The organism is Bradyrhizobium lablabi (assembly GCF_001440475.1).
Lineage (GTDB): Bacteria > Pseudomonadota > Alphaproteobacteria > Rhizobiales > Xanthobacteraceae > Bradyrhizobium > Bradyrhizobium lablabi.
Genome location: NZ_LLYB01000123.1, coordinates 18,958 through 40,265, shown reverse-complemented (window position 1 = coordinate 40,265; position 21,308 = coordinate 18,958). Strand labels below are relative to the sequence as shown.

The window sequence follows — 21,308 nt, the reverse complement described above, 5'->3', positions numbered from 1 at the left end:
GCCTGCGCAGCATGGCGGGTTCCAGATTAAATGCGGGTTGGCTAACAGGAGGTAAATCAGGAGAGCGGCGGCGGCACGTTGGCGGCATACCATTCGCGAAACGCCGCCAATGCCGGATGCGCCAGCGAGCGGTTCAAATAGGTCCAGATCCGCGGCTGGTGGCGCAGATATTGCGGCTTGCCGTCGCGCCGGTTGAGCCGGGCGAAGGTGCCGAGCAGGCGCGTATTCCGCTGCGCCGACATGATGGCGTAAAGTTCGGCGAAGCTCGCCGGGTCGAACTGGCTGTCGGTCGCGCGCCGTGCCTTGATGTAGCGGGTCAGGAGCGCCAGCTCGAGCTGCTCGGGAATGTCGAGCCGCGCGTCCTGCAGCAGCGACACCAGATCGTAGGCGGCAGGGCCGAGCACGGCATCCTGGAAGTCGATGATGCCGACGCGCAAAATCCCGGTGCGCTCGGCGAGCCAGATGATGTTGGGCGAATGAAAATCCCGCATTACCCAGGTTCGCGGCGCGGCCGCCGGCTTTTCCAGCAGCGTTCGCCACATCGCGACGAACTGGTCGCGTTGTTCCTGGCTCACATCGGCGCCGCGATCCGGCAGGTACCATTCGAGCATCAAGCCGATTTCGACCAGCCACGCATCGATATCGTAGCGCGGAATGTCGTAGGAAACCTGCGGCGCCAGCGGCGTCGATTCGGGCAGGGGTTTGCGATGCAACTCCGCCAACATGTCGGTCGCCGTTTCATAGCGCTCGGTGATCGGCCGTGGCGGGTCGCCTTCGATGATGCCACCGCTGCCGAAATCCTCGGTGATCAGGAAGCCGTCATCGAGATCGGCATGGCGGATCGCAGGCGCCGAGAAGCCGTGCGCGCGCAGGCCGTTGTCGATGGCGACGAACGGCTTGACGTCCTCGGCGAGATGAACGGCCGCGCTGTAGGATTTTCCGCCATAGATCGCCGGCCCATCCGGGCGGCGCGGCGAATTCATCAGGATCGACGTGCCGTCTTTGTCGATCAGGCGCGCGTAGGAGCGCGTCGAGGCGTCGCCGGGCATGCGCGCGCGCGCGGCATTCAGAACGCCGGCGTCTTCGAGAAAATTTCTCAAGGCTTTCAGCCGCGCCACCTGCGCCGCCGCCTTGCCATGGCCTGTGATCTCGGCGGCCCGTGCGGCGGAGCCAAGCGCCGGGCGATGGCTGAAGGCGATATCGATGCGGTCTTCGGGCAGCGCATCGGGGGCGCGCTCGGGCCATTCAATCAGCGCCAGCGTGCCTTCGGGCAATGGCGACAATCCGATTTCCTCCAGCTCGCTCGCATCGTTGATGCGATAGAGATCGGCGTGGACGATCGGAAACGGCAGGTCGTAGTTCTGCGCCAGTGTGAATGTCGGGCTTGGCACTTCCAGCGCGGGATCATCAGCGAGATAGCGGATCATGGCGCGCGCGGCGGCCGTCTTCCCTGCGCCGAGATCGCCCGACAGCGTGATGACGTCGCCGGGGCCGACCAGGAGCGCGAGGTCGGCCATCAGATGCGCCGTCGCGGCCTCGTTTGCCAGCGCCGCCGTGAATGTCGTCGGGGCGGTCATTCGGCGGCGTTGCGGTGTGCGTTCTGGTCGACGGGGAAGTCGCAGGTGACCGTCGTGCCCTTGCCGACCACTGAATCGACGCGCACCTTGCCGCCATGCAGCTCGACGAACGAACGCACCAGCGACAGGCCGAGGCCGGCGCCGCGGTGGCGCGAGCCGTGCGAGTGGCTCTCGAACCAGTCGAACACCTTGTCCTTCACATCGGCCGGAATGCCGGGGCCGGAGTCGCTGACCGTGAAGATCACGCGATGCTCGGTTCGCCGCGCGCTGATGATGACCGCGGCATCGTGCGGCGAGAATCCGACGGCGTTGGCGAGCAGGTTATAGAGCACCTGCACCACCCGCCGCTCATCGCCGGTGAAGTTGCCGATGTTGGGATCGATATCGACCTTGAGCTCGATCCGGTCGGTCGCCAGCCGGTCCTGAATGCCTTCGGCGGCGGCCTGGATGGCCTTTTCGATATTGACCGGGCCGAGCTCGAGTTTCATGGCGCCGGCATCGATGGTGGCGAGATCGAGGATGTTGTTGGTCAGCGCCAGCAGCGCGTTGGTCGACTTGGTGACGTAGTCGAGATACTCGGCCTGCTTCGGCGTCAGCGGACCGGTCGAGGGATCGCTGAGGAAATGCGCGAAGCCGATAATGGTCGTCAGCGGCGCGCGCAGCTCATAGGACACGTGGTGGACGAAATCGACCTTCATCTGGTCGGCCGCTTCCAGCGCCTCGTTGCGTTCGCGCAGCGCACGCTCGACGTTTTCTGTGTCGGTGATGTCCTGGAAGGTCAGGAGCGTCGCGCCGTCCGGCAGCGGCATGGTCATGCAATCCAGCACGCTGCCATCCTTGCGCTCGAGCTTCAGCGCCACCTGCGCCCGGTTCTCGATTCCCGTGATCGCCTCGCGCAGCGCCCGCCAGGTCAGGGCGTCGTCGAACAGCGGCTTGCACCAGGCTTCCACCGTCTCGATGTGAGGCTGCTCTTTGAGCGATTCCGCCGACAGCTTCCACATCCTGGCGAATGCGGGATTGAACAGCTCGACGCGGCCATTGCTGCCGAACACCGCAACCGCCTCGGCAAGATTGTCGAGCGTTTCATGCTGGACCCGCGTCAGCCGGTCGTAGCGGCGTGCGAGATCGAGGCTTTCAGTGACATTGTCGAACAGATAGGTGACGCCGCCTTCGAGGTTTGGCGTGGTGACGACACTCAGCGCCCGGCCGTCGGGCAGGAACCAGCTGTAGGTCGCCGGCTCAACGGCGCGATAGGCTTCGTGGAGCTTGGCCTTCCAGGCGCGGAAGTCGGGCTGTTCTGGCAGTTTGCGCGTCGCGCGCAAGCGGTCGAGCACGCTGGAATCGTCGGGGTTGGAATCGAGGAAGGCCTGATCCAGGCCCCACAGCCGCCGGTAGGATTCGTTGTAGAAGGCCAGCCGCCGCTGGCCGTCGAACACGGCAACGCCCGAGGACAACTGGTCGAGGGTGCGGCGATGCGCTTCCGCCATCCGCTCCATGGCGTCGCGCAACGCGGTCGCCTCGCTGGCATCGATGGCGATGCCGGCACTGCCGCCGCTGAGCCTGAGTGCCTGAACGTCATAGATGCGCCGCTCGCCGCCGACCACGATCGGCAGCCGCGCGCTGAAAGTGGAATTGTCGTTCAGCACCTTGGCCATCTCGACGCGCTGGTCGTTCTCCAGCAGTTCGAGGTTGCGGTGGATCGCGTCGGCGAGGTTTGCGCCCTCGGTGGCGCGGACATAGGCTGTATTGGCGTAACGCAGATTGCCCTCGGCGCTCTTGGCCCAGATCGGCCAGGGCGCCGCGGCAGCGAAGTCGCGCAACAGATCGGTCTCCTCCAGCAGCGCTCTGTAGCGCAAGTTGGCTTCGGCCAGGTCACGACGCAGGCCGCCGAGTTCGCGAATCCGCACAATGGCTTGCCCGCCGATGGCGCGGCCCATCGCTTCGATCGAGCGGCCGTTCGAGGTGGAGAGGTTGAGCAGAAAACCTTCGCCGGTTTCGTATAGCGAATCGACCGCATGGTCCATCTGCAATGCCGGTTCCGGCGGCAGCCAGGTTCCGAAGGCGAGGATGCGTTGCGGCGAGTTCGACAGCGCGTCCTGCGAGATCAGTAGCGAGGTGTCGCCGCTGATCTGGGGCCGGTTGTCGCCAGCCGCCCACGAGATGAGAACCTGGGGCTCGGCGAACAGAAGCGCGCGCAGCCGGTCGGCCTGCACCTGCAGGTCGGCGATGTCGGCGCGCAGACTGAGCTCCGTGCGGGTGGCCCGGATGCGGGTGCGCATCAAGAGGATCGCCGCCACCACAGTGAAGCCGAGCAGCGACAGCGCCGTCGTCAGCGCTGCGAATTCCTGGTGATTAAGGTCGAACAAGGCGGAAATTGCCTGTGTGATAGTCAAATCGGCGGCGAACGCGGGTTTAGACAACGCGGGAAGAGCGATGGCAAGCGCGATCGTGCCGTGGCGCGCCAGTGAGGTGCACGACAGCAGGGTTCGACGCATCGCCGCGACTACGCCCGACATTATTTGCCCCAAAACGCACGACTGCAGGCCCGGCGCTACCCCCGCCGTGCACGAATCAACTGAGAGTATCCCCCAAACGCGACTCAAGGGGTAAGAGTTCAGACCGTGAACGTGAATCCGGCTGTGTAGAAATCGGCGGATCACCAATTTCAGCCGTGGTTACCGCCGCAAATCAGCGCCCGGTCGACCCGAATCCGCCGCTGCCGCGATCGGTTGTCGAGAGCGACGCCACGGGAACCAGCTCCGCCTGCACTACCGGCGCGATCACCATCTGTGCGATGCGCTCTCCGCGCTTGATCGGAAAGGGTGCGTCGCCATGGTTGATCAGAAGCACGTTGATCTCGCCGCGATAATCCGCATCCACAGTACCCGGTGAATTCAGCACCGTGACGCCATGCTTGGCGGCAAGCCCGGAACGTGGCCGCACCTGCGCCTCATAGCCCGTCGGCAGCGCGATCGTGAGCGCGGTCGGTACCATCGCGAATTTTCCCGGAGCAAGGATCAGCGGCGCGTCCGCCGGCACCGCCGCGAGCAGGTCGAGCCCCGCGGCATCGGCGCTCTGATAGGCCGGCAGGGCGAGACCTTCGCCGTGCGGTAATTGGCGGATGTCGACCTTCACCGTCGCGCTCACGAATTCTTCTCCATGCTCTTGGCAATCTTCGCCACCAGTTCGGCCGCGACCTGTTCCTTGGTCATGACGGGCCAGGACTCCACTTGGATGCCGTCAACACCGGTGTCCTTATCGTCGCGCGTCAGCAGGTGGACGGTGTTGCGGTCGCCGCCCATGACGCCGGTTGCGGGCGAAACGTCGTTGGCGACGATCCAGTCGCAGCCCTTGCGCGCGATCTTGGCCTTGGCGTTGTCGATCAGATGCTCGGTCTCGGCGGCGAAACCGATCACCAGCGGCGGACGCTTGTCCGTCAGCTTCGAGATCGTCGCGAGGATGTCAGGATTTTCGACCAGTTGCAGCGGCGGCATGCCGGCGGAAGTCTTCTTCAGTTTCTGCTCGCCTTCGTTGGCGACGCGCCAGTCCGCGACGGCGGCGGCGAAAATCGCAATGTCTGCCGGCAATGCAGCCTGCACCCGATGCAGCATGTCGCGCGCCGATTCCACCCGGATCACCGTGACGCCGGCGGGATCGCGCAGTTCGACCGGGCCGGAGACCAGCGTGACGTCGGCGCCCGCGGCCTGCGCTGCGGCGGCAATGGCAAAGCCCTGCTTGCCGGAGGAGCGGTTGGCGATATAGCGAACGGGATCGATCGGCTCATGCGTCGGGCCCGCGGTGATCAGCACGCGCTTGCCGGCGAGCGGGCGCGGCTGCCGCGGGCGCAGAATGTCGACGGCGGCAGCGGCGATCTCGACGGCCTCCGACATCCGCCCGACGCCGGCCTCATTGGATTCAGCCATCTCGCCCGCATTGGGGCCGATCATCTGGACGCCGTCGCGGCGAAGCTGCAGCACGTTGCGGCGGGTGGCGGCATTGTTCCACATCAGCGGATTCATCGCGGGCGCCAGCAGGATCGGCCGGTCGGCCGCCAATAGGATCGCGCTGGCGAGATCGTCGGCGTGGCCCTGCGCCATCTTCGCCATCAGGTCGGCGGTCGCCGGCGCCACGATGATCAAATCGCATTCGCGCGCGAGGCGGATGTGACCGGCGTCGAACTCGCTACCGGGGTCGAACAGGTCGGTGTAGACGCGCTCATGCGACAACGCGCTCGCCGAAAGCGGCGTGACGAATTGCTGCGCGGCTTTGGTCAGCACGCAGCGGACGTCGATGTGCCGCTCCTTCAATCGCCGGATCAGCTCCAGTGATTTGAAGGCGGCGATGCCACCGCCGATGATCAGGGTGACGTTCCGCGCGCTGGAGGCGCTGATCGGGCGCGGGGCCTGTGCGGGGGCTTCGGCCGAAGAGACGGAGCCGCCCGGTAATTCGGGGCGCCCCTGGATGAGCTCTCCCAGGATGACCCGAACCTCTTCTTCGACGGAGCGGCCATTCCCGGCCGACCGGAGTCGCAGATAGGCTTTGACGGCTTCGTCGAGTTTTCGAATGGTCAGGCTGGCCATGGACGGGCCTCCGGCGACAGACTGCCATCAATGCTAGCAATCCTATGCCAGCATTGCAATCACAACTGCCGGATGGCGATCAAAATCCCGATAAAGGTCGCCGCAATGATCCAGAGCGCCACCGTCCGCCAGCGGCTCTTGCGGCCCTCGGCGCGGCCCAGGGCGGCGATCGTCTCCGGCGACAGCGTCAGGCCCTCGCGGGTCATCCTCTCCATGTTCTCGATCACGGCAACCGCCCGCGAGGCGATGGCGGGCAGCCCCGTCATGACGCGGCCGAGTTCGCCCGCGCCTGATAGCGCGCCCTGAACCCGCCCCAAGGGACCGAGATTGCGCTCGATCCATTCGCGCACCACGGGATCGGCGACCTTCCAGATATCCAGTTTGGGATCGAAGCCGCGCGCCACCCCCTCGACCACCACCATGGTCTTTTGCAACAGGATCAGTTCGGGCCGGGTCTGCATGTCGAACAGGCCGGTGACTTCGAGAAGAAGCGTCAACAGCTTGGCCATCGAGATTTCTTCGGCGGTGCGATTGTGGATCGGCTCGCCGATGGCGCGGATGGCCTGCGCGAAATTCTCCACCGAGTGATGGCCCGGCACATAGCCAGCCTCGAAATGCACTTCCGCGACGCGGCGGTAGTCGCGCGTGATGAAGCCGAGCAGGATCTCGGCAAGGAAGCGCCGCTCCTTCAGCCCGAGCCGGCCCATGATGCCGAAATCCACCGCGACCAGCCGGCCGGCATCGTCGAGAAACAGATTGCCGGGATGCATGTCGGCATGAAAGAAGCCGTCGCGCAGCGCGTGGCGCAGAAAACTCTGGATCACCTTGCGGCCGAGATCGGGCAAATCGACCTGTGCGGCTTCAAGGCGGGCGTGGTCGTTCAGCGCGATGCCGTCGATCCACTCCATCGTCAGCACGTTGTGGGTGGTGCGGTCCCAGTCGACGGTCGGCACGCGGAAATCCGGATCGTCGCGCGTGTTCTCCGCCATCTCGGATAGCGCGGCTGCCTCAAGCCGCAAATCCATCTCCATCGCGACCGAGCGCGACATGGTGTTGATGACTTCTATCAGCCGCAGCCGCCGTGCTTCGGCCGAGTGCGCTTCCGCATTGCGCGCGACGAAGAAGAAGTCGGCGAGGTCGCGATGGAACCGCGAGGCGACATTGGGACGGAGGACTTTTACGGCGACCGGCCGGCGTACGCCATCGCGCTCCACCTCGCCGCGATGTACCTGGGCGATCGAGGCGGCGGCGACCGACGGTCCCAGGCTGATAAAAGCCTGCGCCACAGGGCGTTCCAGCGATGCGGCGATCACGGCCTCGGCTTCAACTTGCGCAAACGGCGGCAGCCGGTCCTGCAGGCTTTCCAGATCGCGCGCCATCGCGATGCCGACCACGTCGGGGCGGGTCGCCAGAAACTGTCCGAGCTTGAGATAGGCGGGGCCCAGCCGCGTCAGCGCGCGCGACAGCCGCGGACCGACCTTGACGCCGGGCCGCTCGATCAGCCGCGCCAGGCGCAGCGCGAGCTGCCCGGGCGGCGGCACCAGGCTCGGGTCGACCACGCCGAACACGCCTTCGCGCGCGAACACGTAAGCGGCGCGGACGAGCCGCGCGATGTGGGGCGCCGCAGAAATCACAAACGCCAGCCCGAATGCAAAGCCACGATGCCGCCGGAGAGGCTTTCCCACTTCACCCGCGCAAAGCCGGCGGCGCGGATCATCTCGGCAAACTGATTGGGCCGGGGAAATTTCCGGATCGATTCGACGAGATATTGATAAGATTCCGCATCGCCCGTCACGGCGCGGCCGAGCGGCGGGATCACCTTGAACGAGAACTGGTCGTACAGCCAGTCGAGCCCGGGAACGTCGACGGTGGAGAATTCCAGGCACAGGAATCGGCTGCCCGGCCGCAGCACGCGATAGGCCTCGCGCAAGGCGACATCGATCCGCGGCACGTTACGGATGCCGAAGGCAATGGTGTAGGCGTCGAAGGCGCGATCCGGAAACGCCAGCGTCTCGGCATTGCCCTCGACAAAGGCGACCTGGTGGTCGAGATGGCGCGCCAGCGCGCGGTTGCGGCCGACCTCGAGCATGTCGGTATTGATGTCGCAGACAGTGGCGTGGAAGCCCAGGCCGGCCGCCTCCACCGCGCGGAAGGCGATATCGCCGGTACCGCCGGCGACGTCGAGCAGGGCAAACGGCGCGTCGTTTTTCGGCGGATTGAGCGCCGTGATCATGATGTTCTTCCAGACCCGGTGCAGGCCCGCCGACATCAGATCGTTCATCAGGTCGTAACGCCGTGCCACGCTGTGAAAAACGTCGTTCACCAGCGTCTGCTTGTCGCCCAAGGGTACGTCCCTGAAGCCAAAATGGGTGGTTTGATCCGGCCGATCCATCAACTTTACTCCATAGGCCAACCATAGCGCGCCGGCCGCAATGGCGCTATCACGTCACCTCCATAAGGTGAATGCCTGTATGCCCGAATTGCCCGAAGTTGAGACCGTCCGCCGCGGCCTGCAGCCCGCCATGGAGGGGTCGAAAATCCTCAAGGCGGAAGCCCGCCGGAAGGATCTGCGGTTTCCCTTTCAAAAAGATTTTATCGCGCGGCTGGAGGGCCAGACCGTGACCGGCCTCGGCCGCCGCGCCAAATACCTGATGGCGGATCTCGGCTCCGGCGATGTCCTGCTGATGCACCTGGGCATGTCCGGTTCGTTCCGAGTGCTGGACGGCGTCAACGACAGCGCGCCCGGCCAATTCCACCATCCGCGCAGCGAGGACCGCGCGCATGACCACGTGGTGTTTCATATGTCATCGGGCTCGGCGATCGTGTTCAACGATCCGCGCCGTTTCGGTTATATGAAGATCATCGCCCGCAATGCGCTGGAGGACGAACCGCTGTTGAAGGATCTCGGGCCGGAGCCGCTCGGCAACGAATTTGACGCCGCGATGCTGGCGGCATCCTGCGCCAACAAGAAGACCAGCCTGAAGGCCGCGCTGCTCGACCAGCGGGTGGTCGCCGGCCTCGGCAATATCTATGTCTGTGAGGCGCTGTACCGGTCGCATCTGTCGCCGCGCCGGTTGGCGGCGACGCTGGCGACGAAAAAGGGCGAGCCGACCGATCATGCAGGACGACTGGTGAGTGCGATCCATTCGGTGCTGAATCAGGCGATCAAGGCCGGTGGCTCCTCGATCAGCGACCACCGCCTGACATCGGGCGAGCTTGGCTACTTCCAGCACTCGTTCCAGGTCTATGATCGCGAAGGCGAGAAGTGCCAGACCAAGAACTGCGGCGGCATCGTGCGGCGCTTCGTGCAGAACGGCCGCTCCACCTTCTGGTGTCCGAAATGTCAGAAATAACCGTCACACCGACGCTCGAAACGAAACGATTGATCCTGCGGCCGCTGGCGCTGACGGATGCACCGGCGATCCAGCGCCATTTCAACAACTGGAACATCATCCAGCATCTCGCGCAGGTCGTTCCCTGGCCGTATCCGGAAGACGGTGCGGTGACCTTCATTACGCGCGAACTGGAAAGGGTCGCCGCGGGGGAGGAGATCTATAACTGGATGCTGGTGCTGCGCGGCGGTGATGGCGAGGCGATCGGAAATATTCGCTTTCGCCCGCGGTCGGACAATGTGAAGGGCAACCGGGGTTTCTGGCTCGCGGAGCGCTATTGGAATCAGGGCTTGATGAGCGAAGCCGTCTCGGCGGTAAACGATTTTGCCTTCCGAACGCTCGGGATCGAGAGCTTCTACGCCTGCAATGCTGCGACCAACGCGGCGTCACGCCGGGTCAAGCAGAAGACCGGCGCCGAGTTCCTCGGCTATGTCGAGCTTGCCCATCACGACGGTCAGACGCTTGCGGAAAAATGGCGCGTGACGCGGGAAAACTGGCTGCGCCGAAATCGATAGCGAGGCGAAGCAATCCGGCAGGGCTGGTGGCCGGATTGCTTCCGCCCTCGATCGCCGAGCTTCGGCGGCCAGGTCATCGCGGTGCTCCCCCGCGCGGTCGACGCGGGAGAGGGGTATCAGGTTCGAGCCAGGACTCTCAGGAAGCGAGCACTGTCGTTTGCGATGGACGGGAGCGCAGCCATTGCGGGAAGAATCTCGCGTCTTTCCACCAACTTCTCGACGATCGGCTTGTCACGGGCTGTCGCCACATTGCCCAGCCTTGCGTCGAGCCACTGCCAGAGCGCCCGGATTTCTTCCGCGGATTTTCCGCCTGGAGCATGTTCGCAGACCGCAAGGCCGGCGCTCAGGGCGTCCTGGTGATCGTTGCGCATCACGATGACAGGTTTGGCAAGAATGTCGCCGATGTCGAGCGCGGCCTCGTCGCTCAACAGGTTCTCCGCGCCGGCGAGGCGCGCCGCGCTCCGGATCGGGGTCTGGTTCAGGACGTAGGCGAACGGCTTGTGCCAGGCCCTGATGACGCTGAGCGTCGCGGCCGTCGCCTCGATGTCGGCGATGCTCGGGCGCGTCGGAATCAGGCAGAAGTCGGCATAACGAATGGCTGAATTGGTCGCGGCGCTGATCCCGCCCGCGGTATCGACGATGGTTACCGTCACGCCCTCGCGCTCGAGCGATTGCAGGCGTTGTTCGACCTCCCTTGCGGCGTAGATCGGCTCGACGATCGGCGCGGCATAGGGGCGGCGGCGCTTCCAGTTCGAAACGGTGCCCTGTGTATCCGTTTCGATCAGGCGGACATTGTGCCCGGCCCGGATGGCGGCAAGCGCTAGGCTGATGGCGAGCGTGCTTTTCCCCGCGCCGCCCTTCTGGGTGGCCAATACGATCGTCTGCATTTCAAGTCCTCTGGATGGCTTTCTGGCATTTTGGGTTTCGGCACACGAGCTGCGCCGCATTCTGCGACGCCAAATTACGCGCTCTCTCAGACGTGCCCAGCCCGATCCAAAGGTCAGGGGATCGCGGTAGTCCGAATCAGTCAGCTTGCAATGATGCCCGATTCTGGAATGGTGGTCATCCGGGTAAATACTGCCGCGTGGTGCAGTTTGTGCCTGGTGAAACCACAACAAGAAACGGGAAAACAGCATGACGGGTCATTGGCGGGATCGCGCAGCCACCACTTTTCAGTGCCAGAAGCAGCCTGCGGCCGGCAGCCGCGGCATGGTCGTCAGCAATCACCCGCTGGCCTCGAGCGCGGGCGCGGAAATGCTGGCGGCGGGCGGCAACGCCATTGATGCCGCGATCGCGACCCTGTTTGCGCTGACGGTCGTCGAGCCGATGATGGTCGGCATCATCGGCGGCGGCATGGCCCATGTCCGGCTGGCCGACGGCAGCCACCGCTTCATCGACGGCCAGAGCACGGTGCCGCTGGCGGTGAGGCCCGATACCTACACCTCGAAGCCCGGTTCGGCGCACGACGTGTTCGATACCGTCGGCGACGAAAATCTGACTGGACCGAGGGCGGTCGCCGTGCCGGGCTCGCTGAAGGCCTGGTGCGAGACGCTGCGGCGGTTCGGCACCATGCCGCTCGCCGATGTCATGCAGCCCGCCATCAAATATGCCTCCCGCGGCTATGCGGCGACGCCCTACTTGCACGAATGCATTACCGACAGCGCGGCGGAAATGTTGAAGGACAAGGCGATCTCGGCGATCTATTTGCCCAACGGGACACCGCTGAAAGCCGGCGAGCGCGTGGTGCAGTCGGAATATGCGGAGACGCTGCGCTACATCGCGCAGCATGGCGAAGCGGCGCTGTATCACGGGCCGCTCGGCGACATTCTTGTCGACTACATGAAGAAGAACGGCGGCTTCATCGCCCGCGAGGACCTGACGGGCTACAAGACGGTCGAGCGCCAGCCGATCCGCGCCGATTATCGCGGCTGGCAAATTCTGGGGCCGCCGCCGCCCGCGGCCTCCGGCGTGCACATCGCACAGATGCTCAACATTCTCGAAGGCTATGATATCGCACAGCTCGGCTTCGGCTCGGCGGACACCATCCATTATCTCGCCGAAGTGCTCAAGATCGCCTTCGCCGACCGCGCCGCCGCCAGCGGCGACCCTGGATTCATCAACGTGCCGGTCGAGCGGCTGACCTCGAAGGCCTATGCCGACGAGCGCCGCCGCGCGATCGATCCGAACCGCGCGCAGGCCTGGGGCGCGGGTGTGGCGCAGCTCGAAAGCGCCGACACCACCCACATGACCGCAGCCGATGCGTTCGGCAACGTGGTCGCGACCACGCAGACCATCAACAATTTGTTCGGCGCCAAGATTCTGATTCCCGGCCTCGGCGCCATCCCGAACAATTACATGAACCTCTACGATCCCCGTCCGGGCCATGCGCTGTCGCTGGCGCCGGGCAAGCGCGTCACGACGTCGATGTCGCCGATGATGGCGTTGCGCGACGGCAAGCTCGTTTACGCGCTCGGCCTGCCCGGCGGAAAGCGGATCTTCCCGAGTGCGATGCAGGCGCTGATCAACCTGATCGACCACGGCATGAGCCTGCAGGAGGCTGTCGAAGCCCCGCGGGTCTGGACCGAGGGCAATGCGCTCGAGGTCGAGCTGGCGGTATCAGACGATGTTCGCGCCAAGCTTGTCGCGATCGGTCACAGGGTGCAGCCGATGCCGACGGTTGCCGGCGGCATGAATGCGATCCAGTTCCACGAGGACGGCACGATGTCGGGCGCGGCGTGCTGGCGCGCGGACGGAACGCCGATCGGCGTCGCCGGCGGTCTCGCGCGCGCCGGTGTGAGGTTCGGGTTGAGCTAAGACCTTTGCTCTTGCCGCGCTAAAGAATGTCATACCTGCGGATGCGGGTATCCAGTACGCCGCGGCCTATCGGCTCTGTCACAAACGTCTCTGGATACTGGGTCACCTGCATTCGCAGGTGACGACAGCTTACTTCCTGACGCAGATCACGCGAACCACTGACGCCTTGGCGTCCGCCGATCCACCTGCCGGATTAACGCCATTGGCCTTCAGAAATTCGCGCAGCGTATCGCTGGTCACCAGCACCGCCTGGCCTGTGGGCGCGCCATTCGCGGGCCCGGCTACCTGAACCGGCTTCAACAGCGCGATGCCGGCAAACCTGCCATCGCCATCCTGCGCGGGCGCGCCGGAAAAGCCGAGCGCCGGCGCGGGCGTCAATGCGATATCGCCGCCGCCGAGCTGGGCCACCGAAGCCTTGGCGCTGGTTACCGCGGCGCCGCCGCCCTGGTTCTGCGGATCGGCAATGCCGGTGAGATCGAGCGCCGTTTTTGTGGCGGAGTTGGCGAGGTTGAGCGCTTTCAGCCCGCGTGCGCCATAGATGCGCAGCAGCGCGAGATCGTGCTCCTTGTCCTCGGCGACGCGATCGGCATTGCCCAAGCCTGCGATCGCGACCGTGAGGCAGCCATCGGTGATCTGGCGATCGGCGATGATGGCGCCGTCGTCACCGACGACGACACCGGTGCCGTATTCCACGGTCTTGCGCGGCGGCGGTCCCGCTGCCTGCGCAGGCGCCGGAAACGCGTTGAACGCGCTCGACATCGCAATCACGACCGGCTCCACCGTGTTTTCGGTCGCCTGATCGTACATGATGGTGAGGATGCGGACCTCGTCGCCCTTGAAAGTGCCGCGCATGTAAAACTTCTTCAGGCCCTGCAAGCCGGACAGCACGAAGAAATCCGGCTTGACCACGGTGTAATCGATGTTGCGGCCCGGCTCCTTCTTCTCGCGCTCGGCAAGCTTGGCCGTGGTCGGATTGGCCTCCCTGCGCCGCGCCAGTTGAATCTGGATCGTGCCGGTCGGCGAAGTCCATTTGGTGCCGTTGGCGTCGCTGGCCTGCGCCGGCACCAGCTTGGTGGGAATCCCGAGCCGCGCGCCGGTGCCGGGATCGGTGGCGATCTTCCAGCCGACGCTTTCCTGCTTTTTCTTGGCGGTATCGGCCAGCGCCCCGCGCTCCTGCGGGTTGAGCACGCCGGTCGGCTTGCCCCCGCGGGATTTCTGGAATTCCTTGATCGCATTGACCATGCGTTCGCTGACGTCGCCGGTGATGGCGCCGTTATATTGTCCGACCCAGGCGAGGTCCGACTGCAGCGCCAGCCGCTCGGCCTGTTCCAGCGCCTTGGCGGTGTCCTCCGGCTTCTGCAGCGCGGGGCGCACCGGCACCGTCGTGACTTGTTTCGGCTGGGCACCCGCTGTGAAGGGCGGCGTCATTTGCGCCTGCGCGGTGGTCCCGGCGATCACAAAGACCGAGGCTGCGATCATCCATGTTGCTGAAGGCACCAATCTCATGACAAATCCCGGCGGAAGAGGGGAGTGCGATCATTGACGTCCGGCCAATTAAGCACATCTGCTTAGTCGGCAACAACCGCGCCCCGGTTCAGGGAATCTCCGGTTTCCCTCGCTATGGTCTGACAGTCGGGATGCGGGAGAAGGAAATAGTGCGATTATGCTGACGGCCGACGAACTCGAACGCTATGCCCGCCACATCGTGCTGCGCGACGTCGGCGGCCCCGGGCAGGCCGCGCTGAAGCAGGCCTCGGCGCTGGTGATCGGCGCCGGCGGCCTCGGCGCGCCGGTGTTGATGTATCTGGCGGCGGCCGGCGTCGGCAGGCTCGGCGCTGTCGATGACGATATCGTCTCACTGTCCAATCTGCAGCGGCAGGTCATCCACACCACGCCTGACATCGGCCGGCTCAAGGTCGACAGCGCCGCGGAGACGGTTCGCGCGCTCAATCCCCATGTTCAGTTCGATCCGCATGCGGTGCGCCTCAATGCGGGGAACGTGATGTCGCTGATCGACGACTACGATCTCGTGCTCGACGGCTCCGACAATTTCGAAACCCGCTATCTGATTTCCGACGCTTGTTTCTTCGCCGGCAAGCCGCTGATCACGGCGGCGCTGGGTCAGTTCGACGGATCGCTGACCACGATCCGGGCGCATGAACGGGACGCCGACGGCCGCTTCAACCCGACCTATCGCTGCCTGTTTCCCGAACCGCCGCCGCCCGGCACCGTGCCAGCTTGCGCCGAGGCCGGCGTGATGGGCGCGCTGGCGGGCATGCTGGGCTCGATGATGGCGCTGGAGGCGATCCGCGAAATCGTCGGCTTCGGCGAGAGCCTGGTCGGGCGGCTGGTGATGGTGGACGCGCGCGCGATGCGCTTCGAAACCCTGCGCTACGCGCGCGATCCGCAAAATCCGCTCAATGGCGATACGCCTGTTATCGTCGATCTGAGCGGGCATGCGGCGTGAAGTCTTCTTCAGGCCTTGGGCTGGCCGGTGCTGCATAGGCCCGCATTAGGCGCGTCACGGCGCGCTGTGCGTGCCGGTCAATCTCCGGGCGAGGTGGAACGGGGATCGTGCCCAATAGCGCGCGCATGAAGAGTTCGCCCTGCAACAGTCCGATGAAGCTGTGTCCGAATTCGGCGCGATCGTCGATTACGATCCGTCCCTGCTTCAACAGCCGCGTCACGATCGTACGAACGCACGCCATGCCGTGGTCCCTGGTGAAGACGCTGTAGGTGCGACCGACTGCGGACAGCCGGTTACCCTCCGCGACCGCGATCCGGAACAGCGCCAGTTTTCTCGGCTGCAGCATCAGGGCGAGCAATTGCGCGGCAATGCGATGCAGCGCGGTTAGCGGATCGAGCGTTTCGTCGGCGGCAATGGTGTCCAGTGCATCGGTACCCTGTCGGGTCGCCCAGGCCATCAGCGCCTCGAACAGCGCCTCCTTGCTCGGGTAGCGCGCGTAAAGCGTTGCCTTGGAGGCGCGCGCCCGGCTCGCGACGTCGAGCATCGTCGCGCCGTGAAAGCCCTTTTCCGTGAAGACATCGAACGCAGCCCGCAGGATCTCCTCCTCGCGTGGAGAAATTTCCTGCGGCTGCTTCGTCGCCTTGTCCGAACGCCCCATTTTCATCGCTGCCTTGACTGAGTACCCATGGGTACTGTATAGCGAGTACTCATGGGTACTCAAAACGGTCGCGCGCAATCATGCGTGGACAAGAACTGATTTCGACGCCGGAGAAGCGGGCCGTGAGCGAGGCGGGCATCGTTCTGCCGCCCGACCTGCTGCAGCCTTTCCTGCTGCGGTTTCGCCGCGAAGATCTGCACATCATGGCGTTCTTCAGCGGCCATCCCGACTATGAGGCCGTGGAAGCCATGATCCGATATCGCGAGGACGGCACGCCCGCGATCCGCGCAATCCTGACCCGTCACGACCAGAGCCAGATCGATCACGTCAACGATGACGAGCTATCGGCCGAAGGACAGAGCGTCGCGCGCCAGACCTGCCGCCGCGACATCGCGCTTGCGGTCGACGCCGTGCCGGGAAGGCGGCACGCGCGGCTGGAATTTGACTCGCATGCAGGTGAACCTGTCGTGCTCGACATTACCAGTGTCGGCGAGCCGGATCCCGGGCGTGGCGGCGTCTCCGATCCCGGCAGCCACTCGCCGAACAGCAGCCTGCCGCTGATGCGGCGGCGCGCCAGCACGCTGGCGGGCCCGCAGACGGCGGTGTTCGTCGGCGGTACGCACTTTCAGGTTCCCGTCAAGATCCGCTCGGGGCCCTTCGTCGCGCATGAAGGCTATTTCACGGAAGGGCATACGTTCGGCGCCATTCGCGCCGGAACCATCGGCTATCGCGTGAAGACAAGGCCCGCCCGAATGGCGGTCGGGGAACGATGGATCCTCGATAGCGCTGATGGGGCCATGGCCTATCGCATCGCAAACCGCGACCCGGATGGCAGGCTGCATATCACGAGAGACGATGGGGCCGGCGAATCGATCGAGGCCTTTGCGCATCGCGATGGGCTGCGGGTCATGCGGATCAGAAAGCTCGCAGGCGAGGGGCTTAAGGGTGGGCTCGATCTCGCATTCGATAACGCGGGGCGTTTCAGCCTCGCGATGGAAGGCGAGACGATCGTGTCGGGATCGGTCGAGGAGAAGCGTCAGGCCGGGACGACCGTCATCGCCCTTTCCCCAACGCAACCGGATTGGGCCGTGGCGAGGCAGATCCGCGTGACCTCCTCCCGCAATGGCGACCGGCTGACCGCGGTGACGACGATCGGTCGCAGCTGGCCCGCTCAGGGGTGACGACACAGGCGTCACCGGTTTGAGCGGGCATCGCCGAGGTCAGGATGCCTTGGCCGACTTCTCGCTATCCAGATGCGCGAGCTGCGACTCGGGATAGCGCCCGCCAGCGGCGACGTCCGGAGGAAAAGCCTTGGCGAGTGCGGTGAGATGCTTTTCCGTCAGTTTCACATCGAGCGCGCCGAGCGCCTCGGAGAGGCGGTCGCGGCGACGGGCGCCGACCAGCGGTACGATGTCATTACCTTGCGCGGTGACCCAGGCGATGGCGACCTGGGCGGGTGACGCGCCGAGATCGCCCGCGACGGCGCGAAGTGAATCCACCAGCTTCAAATTGCTCTCAATATTGCCGGCCTGAAAACGGGGGCTCATCTGCCGAAAATCCTTGGCGTCCGCGCGGTCCTTCGACCAGTGACCGCTGATCAACCCGCGCGACAGCACGCCATAGGCGGTGATGCCGATGCCGAGTTCGCGGCAGGTCTTCAGGATGTCGCTCTCGATGCCGCGCGCGATCAGCGAATATTCGATCTGCAGATCGGCGATCGGATGCACGGCATGTGCGCGGCGGATGGTCTCGGAGCCGACTTCGGAAAGGCCGATATGCCTGATCCAGCCGGCCTTGATCATGTCTGCCATCGTGCCGATCGTATCCTCGATCGGTACATCGGGATCGAGCCGCGCCGGCCGGTAGATATCGATGGTGTCAACGCCGAGCCGCTGCAGCGAGTAGGCGACGAAGTTTTTCACGGCCGCCGGTCGGCTGTCATATCCGAGAAAGCCCCGTTGCGGATCGCGCAGCGCGCCGAACTTGACGCTGATCTGCAGGTTGTCGTGGCTGCGCGACGTGAGCGCTTCGCGGATCAGCATTTCATTGTGGCCCATGCCGTAGAAATCGCCGGTGTCGAGCAGGGTGATGCCGGCATCGAGCGCGGCGTGGATGGTGGCGATGCTCTCGTTGCGGTCGGCGGGGCCGTAAAAGTCCGACATGCCCATGCAGCCGAGACCGATGGCGGAGACGTTAGGGCCGGTAGAGCCGAGTTTGCGCTGTTCCATGATGGTTCTCCTCGAATTGCCGGCGGCTGTTCCGCGCCGTCGTGACGAAGCTGATATGAACCCTCGCGGCTGCAGGCGATAAGCTGGACAATTCGTAATAGCTTGTTCAGTATATCGAACAATGAAAGATTTCGACCTCCGCGACCTCAGTGCTTTCGTCGCCATCGCGCGCGCGCGGAATTTCCGCCGCGCCGCGACCGAGCAGGGCGTTTCCGTCTCGAGCCTCAGCCAGCGCCTGCGCGACATGGAGGAGCGGCTCGGCGTGCGCCTGATGAACCGCACCACGCGCAGCGTTGCGCTGACCGAAGCCGGCGAGCTGCTGCTGGCCCGCGTTGTACCTGCGATATCGGATGTCGGCGAGGCGATTGATCAGGTGCGCGGCTTGCGTGGTGTGCCCTCGGGGCGCCTGCGCATCAACGCACCGCCGCCGGCGATCGACCTGGTGCTGGCGCCGATGGTGGCGCCGTTTCTGCAGAAGCATCCGAAAATCGACCTGGAGATCGTCGGCGAGAGTTCATTTGTCGATATCGTCGCCGCCGGCTTTGACGCCGGCGTGCGCTATGGCGAACATCTGGCGCAGGACATGATCGCCGTCTCGCTCGGTGCGCCGCAGCGTTACGCGGTCGTGGCGTCGAAGGAATATGTGGCGCGGCATGGCGGGCCGGACGCGCCGAAGGATCTGCTCGATCACGCCTGCATCCGCACCCGCTTCGGCAGCGGTGCAATGCTGGATTGGGAATTTGAGAAAGCGGGCCGTGTGGTTAAGGTCTCACCGCCGGCCAAGCTGATCGCGACCTATCTTGGCCTCGCGTTGCGCGCCGTCCATGACGGCGTCGGCTTCTGGATGACGTTCGAAGGTTACGTGCGCTACGGCATCAAGTCGGGCGCGCTGGTCAGCGTGCTCGACGATTGGTGCGCGCCGTTTCCGGGACCGTTTTTGTATTATCCGAGCCGGCGTCAGCCGCCGCCGGCGCTTGCCGCATTCGTCGCCTTCGTTGCGGAATGGCGCAAGCGAGAAAGTCGGAAGAGCAGGTAGTATCCGTAGCCCGGATGAAGCGAAGCGAAATCCGGGGACGGTGCGACTCGCGGACTCAGTTTTCCCGGATTGCGCTTCGCTCCATCCGGGCTACGGACTTCCCGCTCACAGCATGCTGGGCAGCACGCGATCCGGCGGCTTGTGGTTGTCGAGGAAGGTTCTGATGTTGATGATCACCTTCTCGCCCATCTCGACGCGGCCTTCGATCGTGGCCGAGCCCATATGCGGCAGCAGCGTCACCTTGCCGGCCTTGGCGAGCCGCACCAGCTTCGGATTGACCGCGGGCTCGTGCTCGTAGACGTCGAGAGCGGCGCCGCCGATGTCGCCGGCTTCCAGCAGCTTGATCAGCATGTCCTCGTCGATCACCCCGCCGCGCGCGGTATTGACGATATAGGCTTCTTTGCGGATCAGCTTGAGCCGCCGCGCCGACAACAGGTGATAGGTCGCCGGCGTATGCGGACAGTTCACCGAGATGATGTCCATCCGCGCCAGCATCTGGTCGAGGCTTTCCCAGTAGGTCGCGCCCAGCTCCTCGGCGATGCGCGGCGCCACGGGACGGCGGTTGTGATAGTGGATCTGCAGGCCGAAGGCGCGCGCGCGGCGGGCGACGGCCTGTCCGATGCGGCCCATGCCGAGGATGCCGAGCCGCTTGCCGCCGATGCGATGGCCGAGCATCCAGGTCGGCGACCAGCCCGGCCAGCTCTTGCCGTCGGGGAGGATGGTTGCGCCTTCGATCAGCCGGCGTGGCACGGCGAGAATCAGCGCCATGGTCATGTCGGCGGTGTCTTCGGTCAGCACTTTCGGCGTGTTGGTCACCGTGATGCCGCGCGCATGGGCCGCCGTGACGTCGATATTGTCGACGCCGTTGCCGAAATTGGCGATCATGCGCAGCTTGCAATCGGGGTGCTTGAGCATCTCCTCGTTGATCGTGTCGGTGACGGTCGGTACCAGCACGTCGGCCGAACGGCTGGCTTCGGCAATCTGCTGCGGCGTCATCGGCGTGTCGTCGAGATTCAACGTCGCGTCGAACAGCTCGCGCATCCTGGTCTCGATCGAGTCCGGCAGTTTGCGGGTGACGACGACGAGAGGTTTTTTCTTAACCGACATGTCCTGCTCTCATGAGGGGGTGCGCTGCAGCGCGCCGTTCAGGCCTCATTAACCCGGTTGTTCGACACTGCGATGGCCACGCGGTCCCGGTATCCGGCTGTTTGCTGAGGCAAGTCCCTTGGGTTCCCCAATACTTCCTCGGATTTTCGGCGGAAAATCCCAGGCGTTCTGGTTTTAGGCGTTCCGTCCTCTCTATCAGAAGGCCGGGCCAAGACAAGAACCCCTCGGGTGTCGCAAGCCGGGTGCGGTCAAAGCGGGGCACAGGGGTCTGGGGTTTTCGGGCGTAGCGGGCGGTTTCAACTCGAAGGATTCGAGTTGCGGTTGGCTCGGCAGGAGACGGGTTGATGGCGTTGAGGCGTTTCTGTTCGGTGGCGGTGCTGGTGGGGTGCTGGCTTGTCGCTTCCGTCAGCACAGGATTTTCGGCCAAGGATTCGGCCGCCACCACGAGCGGCCTGCCGGTGCCGCGCTATGTCAGCCTCAAATCCGATCATGTGAATGTGCGGGCCGGTCCGACCAAGGACAATGACGTCGCCTGGGTCTATACCCGCTCGGGCCTGCCGGTCGAAATCACTGCCGAATTCGAGAACTGGCGCCGCGTGCGCGATTCGGAGGGATCCGAGGGCTGGGTCTATCACTCGCTCTTGTCCGGCCGCCGCACTGCAGTGGTGACCATGAAGACCAAGGACGAGCTGGCATCGCTCTATGATCGTCCCGATCGGACCAGCGCGATCGCGGCCCGGCTGCAGGCCGGCGTCGTCGCCCAGGTCAAGAAATGCACCAACGGCTGGTGCCGCGTGATCGGCAACGGCTTCGACGGCTGGATCGAGCAGCAGCGCCTGTGGGGCGTCTACGCCGATGAGAAGGTGGATTGAGGCGCGTACGCGCGTCTCGCGCAGAACCGTAGGGTGGGCAAAGCGAAGCGTGCCCATCATTT

Annotated in this window: 18 protein-coding genes; 7 read left to right on the top strand and 11 right to left on the bottom strand. The window is 64.8% G+C overall.

The annotated features are described in order from the left end of the window. Positions 1-56 precede the first annotated feature (56 nt). The 6 genes from tsaE to ubiE all read right to left on the bottom strand — a co-directional run bounded on the left by tsaE (position 57) and on the right by ubiE (position 8,549). Positions 57-1,577, bottom strand: coding sequence for a tRNA (adenosine(37)-N6)-threonylcarbamoyltransferase complex ATPase subunit type 1 TsaE (tsaE, locus tag CQ14_RS34065; protein WP_057862147.1), 1,521 nt, complete (start codon positions 1,575-1,577; stop codon positions 57-59). Next, positions 1,574-4,093: a PAS domain-containing sensor histidine kinase gene (locus CQ14_RS34060; RefSeq protein WP_057862146.1), complete on the bottom strand. Its 2,520-nt coding sequence runs from the start codon at positions 4,091-4,093 to the stop codon at positions 1,574-1,576. Before CQ14_RS34060 ends, tsaE begins: the two co-directional genes overlap by 4 nt. A 172-nt stretch (positions 4,094-4,265) precedes the next feature. After that, on the bottom strand, positions 4,266-4,724 hold the full coding sequence (dut, locus tag CQ14_RS34055; protein WP_057862145.1) for a dUTP diphosphatase: 459 nt from the start codon (positions 4,722-4,724) through the stop codon (positions 4,266-4,268). Then, positions 4,721-6,157, bottom strand: a complete 1,437-nt coding sequence (gene coaBC, locus CQ14_RS34050; protein WP_057862144.1) for a bifunctional phosphopantothenoylcysteine decarboxylase/phosphopantothenate--cysteine ligase CoaBC — start codon at positions 6,155-6,157, stop codon at positions 4,721-4,723. The genes dut and coaBC overlap by 4 nt, the downstream gene beginning before the upstream one ends. Positions 6,158-6,216: 59 nt before the next feature. Next, positions 6,217-7,791 (bottom strand): 2-polyprenylphenol 6-hydroxylase, encoded by a 1,575-nt coding sequence (gene ubiB, locus CQ14_RS34045; RefSeq protein WP_057862143.1) that lies wholly within the window; start codon positions 7,789-7,791, stop codon positions 6,217-6,219. Beyond that, positions 7,788-8,549, bottom strand: a complete 762-nt coding sequence (gene ubiE, locus CQ14_RS34040; protein ID WP_057862142.1) for a bifunctional demethylmenaquinone methyltransferase/2-methoxy-6-polyprenyl-1,4-benzoquinol methylase UbiE — start codon at positions 8,547-8,549, stop codon at positions 7,788-7,790. Before ubiE ends, ubiB begins: the two co-directional genes overlap by 4 nt. Positions 8,550-8,628: 79 nt before the next feature. Here ubiE and mutM point away from each other — a divergent pair, with 79 nt between their 5' ends. After that, entirely contained in the window at positions 8,629-9,510 is an 882-nt protein-coding gene (gene mutM / locus CQ14_RS34035) for a bifunctional DNA-formamidopyrimidine glycosylase/DNA-(apurinic or apyrimidinic site) lyase (protein WP_057862141.1), read from the top strand. Beyond that, complete coding sequence (locus tag CQ14_RS34030) at positions 9,498-10,064, top strand: GNAT family N-acetyltransferase (RefSeq protein ID WP_057862140.1); 567 nt, start codon at positions 9,498-9,500, stop codon at positions 10,062-10,064. Before mutM ends, CQ14_RS34030 begins: the two co-directional genes overlap by 13 nt. Before the next feature lie 116 nt (positions 10,065-10,180). Here the strand turns inward: CQ14_RS34030 and CQ14_RS34025 are convergent, their stop codons facing one another. After that, positions 10,181-10,951: a ParA family protein gene (locus CQ14_RS34025; protein WP_057862139.1), complete on the bottom strand. Its 771-nt coding sequence runs from the start codon at positions 10,949-10,951 to the stop codon at positions 10,181-10,183. Between the two features lie 247 nt (positions 10,952-11,198). Here CQ14_RS34025 and ggt point away from each other — a divergent pair, with 247 nt between their 5' ends. Then, positions 11,199-12,878, top strand: a complete 1,680-nt coding sequence (gene ggt / locus CQ14_RS34020) for a gamma-glutamyltransferase (protein WP_057862138.1) — start codon at positions 11,199-11,201, stop codon at positions 12,876-12,878. Between the two features lie 129 nt (positions 12,879-13,007). Here the strand turns inward: ggt and CQ14_RS34015 are convergent, their stop codons facing one another. Next, positions 13,008-14,384 carry a serine protease gene (locus CQ14_RS34015; RefSeq protein WP_057862137.1) on the bottom strand — a complete coding sequence of 459 codons (1,377 nt, stop codon included), beginning with the start codon at positions 14,382-14,384 and terminating at the stop codon, positions 13,008-13,010. A 157-nt stretch (positions 14,385-14,541) separates the two neighbouring features. Between CQ14_RS34015 and CQ14_RS34010 the strand changes: the two genes are divergently transcribed. Continuing rightward, on the top strand, positions 14,542-15,345 hold the full coding sequence (locus tag CQ14_RS34010; RefSeq protein ID WP_057862136.1) for a HesA/MoeB/ThiF family protein: 804 nt from the start codon (positions 14,542-14,544) through the stop codon (positions 15,343-15,345). Here the strand turns inward: CQ14_RS34010 and CQ14_RS34005 are convergent. Then, a complete protein-coding gene (locus tag CQ14_RS34005) occupies positions 15,314-16,003 on the bottom strand; it encodes a TetR/AcrR family transcriptional regulator (protein ID WP_057862135.1) in 690 nt (229 codons plus the stop codon). The genes CQ14_RS34010 and CQ14_RS34005 overlap by 32 nt on opposite strands. 80 nt (positions 16,004-16,083) lie before the next feature. Between CQ14_RS34005 and CQ14_RS34000 the strand changes: the two genes are divergently transcribed. Beyond that, entirely contained in the window at positions 16,084-17,184 is a 1,101-nt protein-coding gene (locus tag CQ14_RS34000; RefSeq protein ID WP_057862134.1) for a hypothetical protein, read from the top strand. 39 nt (positions 17,185-17,223) lie between these two features. Here CQ14_RS34000 and CQ14_RS33995 read toward each other — a convergent pair whose 3' ends face one another. After that, on the bottom strand, positions 17,224-18,231 hold the full coding sequence (locus CQ14_RS33995) for an aldo/keto reductase (RefSeq protein ID WP_057862133.1): 1,008 nt from the start codon (positions 18,229-18,231) through the stop codon (positions 17,224-17,226). 121 nt (positions 18,232-18,352) lie between these two features. Between CQ14_RS33995 and CQ14_RS33990 the strand changes: the two genes are divergently transcribed. After that, complete coding sequence (locus tag CQ14_RS33990; RefSeq protein WP_057862132.1) at positions 18,353-19,267, top strand: LysR family transcriptional regulator; 915 nt, start codon at positions 18,353-18,355, stop codon at positions 19,265-19,267. Between the two features lie 105 nt (positions 19,268-19,372). On the opposite strand, the gene CQ14_RS33985 is transcribed toward CQ14_RS33990, so the two are convergent. Continuing rightward, complete coding sequence (locus CQ14_RS33985) at positions 19,373-20,374, bottom strand: 2-hydroxyacid dehydrogenase (protein ID WP_057862131.1); 1,002 nt, start codon at positions 20,372-20,374, stop codon at positions 19,373-19,375. A gap of 344 nt (positions 20,375-20,718) precedes the next feature. On the opposite strand from CQ14_RS33985, the gene CQ14_RS33980 reads away from it, so the two are divergent. Further along, positions 20,719-21,246, top strand: a complete 528-nt coding sequence (locus CQ14_RS33980; protein WP_057862130.1) for an SH3 domain-containing protein — start codon at positions 20,719-20,721, stop codon at positions 21,244-21,246. The last annotated feature ends 62 nt before the right edge of the window (positions 21,247-21,308 follow it).

Excerpts from the sequence above, each read along its gene's own strand:
- tsaE (WP_057862147.1), bottom strand. The coding sequence starts at position 1,577 with ATGACCGCCCCGACGACATTCACGGCGGCGCTGGCAAACGAGGCCGCG.
- CQ14_RS34060 (WP_057862146.1), bottom strand. The coding sequence starts at position 4,093 with ATGTCGGGCGTAGTCGCGGCGATGCGTCGAACCCTGCTGTCGTGCACC.
- coaBC (WP_057862144.1), bottom strand. The coding sequence starts at position 6,157 with ATGGCCAGCCTGACCATTCGAAAACTCGACGAAGCCGTCAAAGCCTAT.
- ubiE (WP_057862142.1), bottom strand. The coding sequence starts at position 8,549 with ATGGATCGGCCGGATCAAACCACCCATTTTGGCTTCAGGGACGTACCC.
- mutM (WP_057862141.1), top strand. The coding sequence starts at position 8,629 with ATGCCCGAATTGCCCGAAGTTGAGACCGTCCGCCGCGGCCTGCAGCCC.
- CQ14_RS34030 (WP_057862140.1), top strand. The coding sequence starts at position 9,498 with ATGTCAGAAATAACCGTCACACCGACGCTCGAAACGAAACGATTGATC.
- CQ14_RS34025 (WP_057862139.1), bottom strand. The coding sequence starts at position 10,951 with ATGCAGACGATCGTATTGGCCACCCAGAAGGGCGGCGCGGGGAAAAGC.
- ggt (WP_057862138.1), top strand. The coding sequence starts at position 11,199 with ATGACGGGTCATTGGCGGGATCGCGCAGCCACCACTTTTCAGTGCCAG.
- CQ14_RS34015 (WP_057862137.1), bottom strand. The coding sequence starts at position 14,384 with ATGAGATTGGTGCCTTCAGCAACATGGATGATCGCAGCCTCGGTCTTT.
- CQ14_RS34010 (WP_057862136.1), top strand. The coding sequence starts at position 14,542 with ATGCTGACGGCCGACGAACTCGAACGCTATGCCCGCCACATCGTGCTG.
- CQ14_RS34005 (WP_057862135.1), bottom strand. The coding sequence starts at position 16,003 with ATGGGGCGTTCGGACAAGGCGACGAAGCAGCCGCAGGAAATTTCTCCA.
- CQ14_RS34000 (WP_057862134.1), top strand. The coding sequence starts at position 16,084 with ATGCGTGGACAAGAACTGATTTCGACGCCGGAGAAGCGGGCCGTGAGC.
- CQ14_RS33995 (WP_057862133.1), bottom strand. The coding sequence starts at position 18,231 with ATGGAACAGCGCAAACTCGGCTCTACCGGCCCTAACGTCTCCGCCATC.
- CQ14_RS33990 (WP_057862132.1), top strand. The coding sequence starts at position 18,353 with ATGAAAGATTTCGACCTCCGCGACCTCAGTGCTTTCGTCGCCATCGCG.
- CQ14_RS33985 (WP_057862131.1), bottom strand. The coding sequence starts at position 20,374 with ATGTCGGTTAAGAAAAAACCTCTCGTCGTCGTCACCCGCAAACTGCCG.
- CQ14_RS33980 (WP_057862130.1), top strand. The coding sequence starts at position 20,719 with ATGGCGTTGAGGCGTTTCTGTTCGGTGGCGGTGCTGGTGGGGTGCTGG.